This is a genomic window from Sphingomonas sp. NPDC019816 (assembly GCF_050274375.1).
Lineage (GTDB): Bacteria > Pseudomonadota > Alphaproteobacteria > Sphingomonadales > Sphingomonadaceae > Sphingomonas.
Genome location: NZ_JBNNOB010000215.1, coordinates 1 through 3,806 on the forward strand (window position 1 = coordinate 1; position 3,806 = coordinate 3,806).

The following is a 3,806-nucleotide window of genomic DNA, read 5'->3' on the forward strand; positions in this document are numbered from 1 at the left end:
CCTTGCCCACGTCGCCGAAACCGGCGACCGCGGCGACCTTGCCCGCCAGCATGACGTCGGTGGCGCGACGGATCGCGTCGACCAGCGATTCCTTGCAGCCGTAGAGGTTGTCGAACTTCGACTTGGTGACCGAGTCGTTGACGTTGATCGCGGGGAACGGCAGCTCGCCCTTCTTCGCGATCTCGTACAGGCGGTGAACGCCGGTGGTCGTCTCTTCCGACACGCCCTTCAGGTTCTTGACGGTCTGGGTCAGATAGCCCGGCTTCTTGGCGATGAACGCCTTGACCGAACGCTGGAACTCGACCTCTTCCTCATTCTCCGGCTCGCCGAAGGACTGACCGGCTTCCAGCTTGGCGCCCCACAGCGCGAACATGGTCGCGTCGCCGCCATCGTCCAGGATGATGTTGGCGGTCTGACCCTCGACGTCGCCGTCCCAGGTGAAGATGTCGCCGACATAGTCCCAGTACTCGGCCAGCGTCTCGCCCTTCACGGCGAAGACGGGCACGCCCGACGCGGCGATCGCGGCGGCGGCATGGTCCTGGGTCGAATAGATGTTGCAGGTCGCCCACCGCACATCGGCGCCCAGCGCGGTCAGCGTCTCGATCAGCACGGCGGTCTGGATCGTCATGTGCAGCGAACCCGTGATGCGCGCGCCCTTGAGCGGCTGCGACGCGCCGAATTCGTCGCGCAGGGCCATCAGGCCGGGCATCTCGGTCTCGGCGATCTTGATCTCGGCGCGGCCGAAATCAGCGAGGCCGATATCCTTGATGACGTAATCGTTCTTGGTGGCGGCAGTCGTGGACACGACGAAACTCCGTGCAAAATGGGGCCGACCAAGACGTGGGGACACGCCGATCGGCACGGCCACGCCTTAGCGGCGATCGCCTTAGGGATCAAATATAAAGATATCTTTATATGCCTGGATGGCGGTCGGCGATCGACCACCATCCAATTCCTCCCCTGCAAGGGGAGGTGGCAGGGCGAAGCCCTGACGGAGGGGTGGCGCCCTTTGCGAGCGGTACGTGCCATCGCAACCGGTGACACCCCTCCACCATGCTGCGCATGGTCCCCCTCCCCTTGCAGGGGAGGAACTGATGACCGCTCAGGCCGTACCGCCGCCCGTCACCAACTGCCTGGGATCGACCCCGGCCGCACCGAATGCCGCCTGCCAGCGATCCCCGGCCGCCACGTCGAACAGGATTTCCGGCTCGCCGCCGACGTTAAACCAGCAGCCCGGTTCGCGAAGCTCGTTCTCCAACTGCCCCGCATCCCATCCGGCATAGCCGAGCGCCACGATCCAGCGCTTCGGCCCCGTGCCCTCCGCGATGGCGCGCAGCACGTCGACCGTCGACGACAGCACCCAGCGGCCGCTGACATCGACGCTGTCCTGCCCCTGCCAGTCATGGCTGTGCAGCACGAAGCCACGGCGCGGTTCGACCGGGCCGCCATAATGGACCGGTGCATCGGGGGCGTCGCCATGCGGAATCTCGAACTGGTCGAGCAGCGCATGGAAACCGATGCCATCGATCGTCGCGCCCAATCCGATGCCCAGCGCGCCGCCCTCGTCATGCGCGCACATCGCGATGATCGCGTGATCGAAACGGGCGTCGGCCATGCCCGGCATGGCGAGCAGAAATTGGCCGGAAAGATAGGTCAGTTGATGCACGACCCGACTATAGGGACAGGCGCTTCGCCTCGCCATGCTTGAAATCAACCCATGTTCCACCCCATGAGAGCGCGGCCTAGCCCGGCATGGTGCCGGGTCCATTCCAAGGATTTGGGTGACATGACGATCAAGGTCGGAGACCGCCTCCCCGCCACCACGCTGGTCAAGGTGACGCCGGATGGCCCCGAACAGGTGTCGACCACCGATTATTTCGCCGGCCGCCGCGTCGCGCTGTTCGCGGTGCCGGGCGCCTTCACCCCGACCTGTTCGGCGCAGCACCTGCCCGGCTTCGTTGCGCAGGCCGGTGCGCTGAAGGCCAAGGGCGTGGACGAGATCGCCTGCACCTCGGTCAACGACGCCTTCGTCATGAAGGCGTGGGGGCAGACCAGCGGCTCGGCCGGCGTCACCATGCTGGCCGACGGCAATGCCGACTTCGCCAAGGCGGTGGGCCTGACCATGGACGGGTCGAAGTTCGGCATGGGCATGCGCAGCCAGCGCTACACCATGCTGGTCAATGACGGCGTGGTCGAACAGCTTTTCGTCGAGGCTCCGGGCGAGTTCAAGGTCAGCTCGGCCGAGCATCTGCTCGCACAGATCTGACGCCGACCCGCGCCGCCGGTCGGATCGCTGGTGGAACAGTGATTACCGCCGGCGCGTTTTGGGGACAGCCCATAGGATTGAGAGAGGAAGCACGGTCATGACCACCTATGTCCCCCCCGAGAAGCAGGCCCAGGCCAAGAGCCTCGGCGAAAAGGCGCAGGGTGCCGCCAAGGCCGCGACCGACAAGGTCAAGGGCCACCCCTATGCCGCCGCCGGCATCGCCGCCGGTGTGGCCGCGGCCGTTGCCGGTGCGGCCTTTGGCGCATCGAAGCTGCGTGGCACGGGCGACGATGAGAATTCGGCCCTGGGTGCCTGACATCTGACCGGGTGGAGGGCGATTTCCGCCTTCCACCCATCCCTTCGGGGGCCGCTTGCCAGCGTCGGCAACAGCGCTTAGCTCCTATGCCATGACTCAAGCCCTTCAGATCGTCGAGGAACTCGACCGCCTTTACACCGCCTCCGTCACCCGCCTGAAGGACGCGCTGACCGCCTATCTCAAGGACGGGACGGCTCCCAGCCTGGAGGCGCGCGCGCAAGGCTGCTTCGCCTATCCCGAAATCCGTCTGGTCTATCGCGGTGAGGGCGGCCGCCCGACGCCGATGCGCTCGTTCGGCCGGCTGGTATCGGCGGGCGACTATCGGATCAGCGTCACCAAGCCCGCGCTGTTCAAGGACTATCTGGTCGAGCAGCTGACGCTGTTGATGGAAGATTATGACGTCACCGTCGAAGCGGTGCCGGGGCGTCAGGAAATTCCCTTCCCTTATGTGCTCGATCCCGGCCATGCGCTGAGCCTCGACACGGTATCGGCGGCCGAGCTGGCGCGCTTCTTCCCCGCGACCGAGCTGGCGCATATCGGCGACGAGATCGCCGACGGCCTGTGGATGACGGCGGACGGCAACCGGCCGCTGGCGCTGTTCGACGGGCTGCGCACCGACTTCTCGCTCGCGCGGCTGCGCCATTATACCGGCACCCCGCCCGAGCATTGCCAGCGCTATGTGCTGTTCACCAATTATCACCGCTATGTCGACGAGTTCGTCCGCTGGGGCGCGTCGCAGCTGGGCGAGGGTTCGCGCTTCACCGCGCTGTCGGGCGCGGGCGGGATCGTCATCGAGCGGCCCGAGGATGTCGACAAGATCGTCACCGACAGCGCATGGCGGCGGCACCAGATGCCGGCCTATCACCTGGTCGCGAAGGACGGCACCGGCATCACGCTGGTCAATATCGGCGTCGGACCGTCCAATGCCAAGACGATCTGCGACCATCTGGCGGTGATGCGGCCCGAGGCGTGGCTGATGATCGGCCATTGCGGCGGGCTTCGTCCCAGCCAGCGGATCGGCGACTATGTGCTGGCGCACGCCTATCTGCGCGACGACCATGTCCTCGACGACGTGCTGCCGCCCGAAATTCCGGTACCCGCCATCGCCGAGGTGCAGGTCGCGCTCGCCAAGGCGGCCGAGATCGTCTCGGGCCAGTCGGGCGACGAGTTGAAGCGCCGCCTGCGCACCGGCACCATCGTCACCACCGACGATCGCAACTGGGA

The 3,806-nt window shown here is 66.2% G+C and carries 5 protein-coding genes; 3 read left to right on the forward strand and 2 right to left on the reverse strand.

The features are described from left to right. Window positions 1-805, reverse strand: an 805-nt coding sequence (locus tag ACQKJZ_RS18555; protein WP_427733075.1) for an adenosylhomocysteinase, incomplete at its 3' end; no start/stop codon positions are given. 297 nt (window positions 806-1,102) lie between these two features. After that, on the reverse strand, window positions 1,103-1,666 hold the full coding sequence (locus ACQKJZ_RS18560) for a YqgE/AlgH family protein (RefSeq protein WP_427733077.1): 564 nt from the start codon (window positions 1,664-1,666) through the stop codon (window positions 1,103-1,105). Between the two features lie 120 nt (window positions 1,667-1,786). Between ACQKJZ_RS18560 and ACQKJZ_RS18565 the strand changes: the two genes are divergently transcribed. The 3 genes from ACQKJZ_RS18565 to ACQKJZ_RS18575 all read left to right on the forward strand — a co-directional run. Continuing rightward, entirely contained in the window at window positions 1,787-2,266 is a 480-nt protein-coding gene (locus ACQKJZ_RS18565; RefSeq protein WP_427733079.1) for a peroxiredoxin, read from the forward strand. A 97-nt stretch (window positions 2,267-2,363) separates the two neighbouring features. Then, window positions 2,364-2,582, forward strand: a complete 219-nt coding sequence (locus ACQKJZ_RS18570; protein ID WP_427733081.1) for a hypothetical protein — start codon at window positions 2,364-2,366, stop codon at window positions 2,580-2,582. 91 nt (window positions 2,583-2,673) lie between these two features. Continuing rightward, window positions 2,674-3,806: AMP nucleosidase (locus ACQKJZ_RS18575; RefSeq protein WP_427733083.1), on the forward strand; the 1,133-nt coding region annotated here is incomplete at its 3' end.

Bases quoted from the DNA above. Each gene is read 5' to 3' on its own strand.
- ACQKJZ_RS18565 (WP_427733079.1), top strand. From the start codon at position 1,787: ATGACGATCAAGGTCGGAGACCGCCTCCCCGCCACCACGCTGGTCAAG.
- ACQKJZ_RS18570 (WP_427733081.1), top strand. From the start codon at position 2,364: ATGACCACCTATGTCCCCCCCGAGAAGCAGGCCCAGGCCAAGAGCCTC.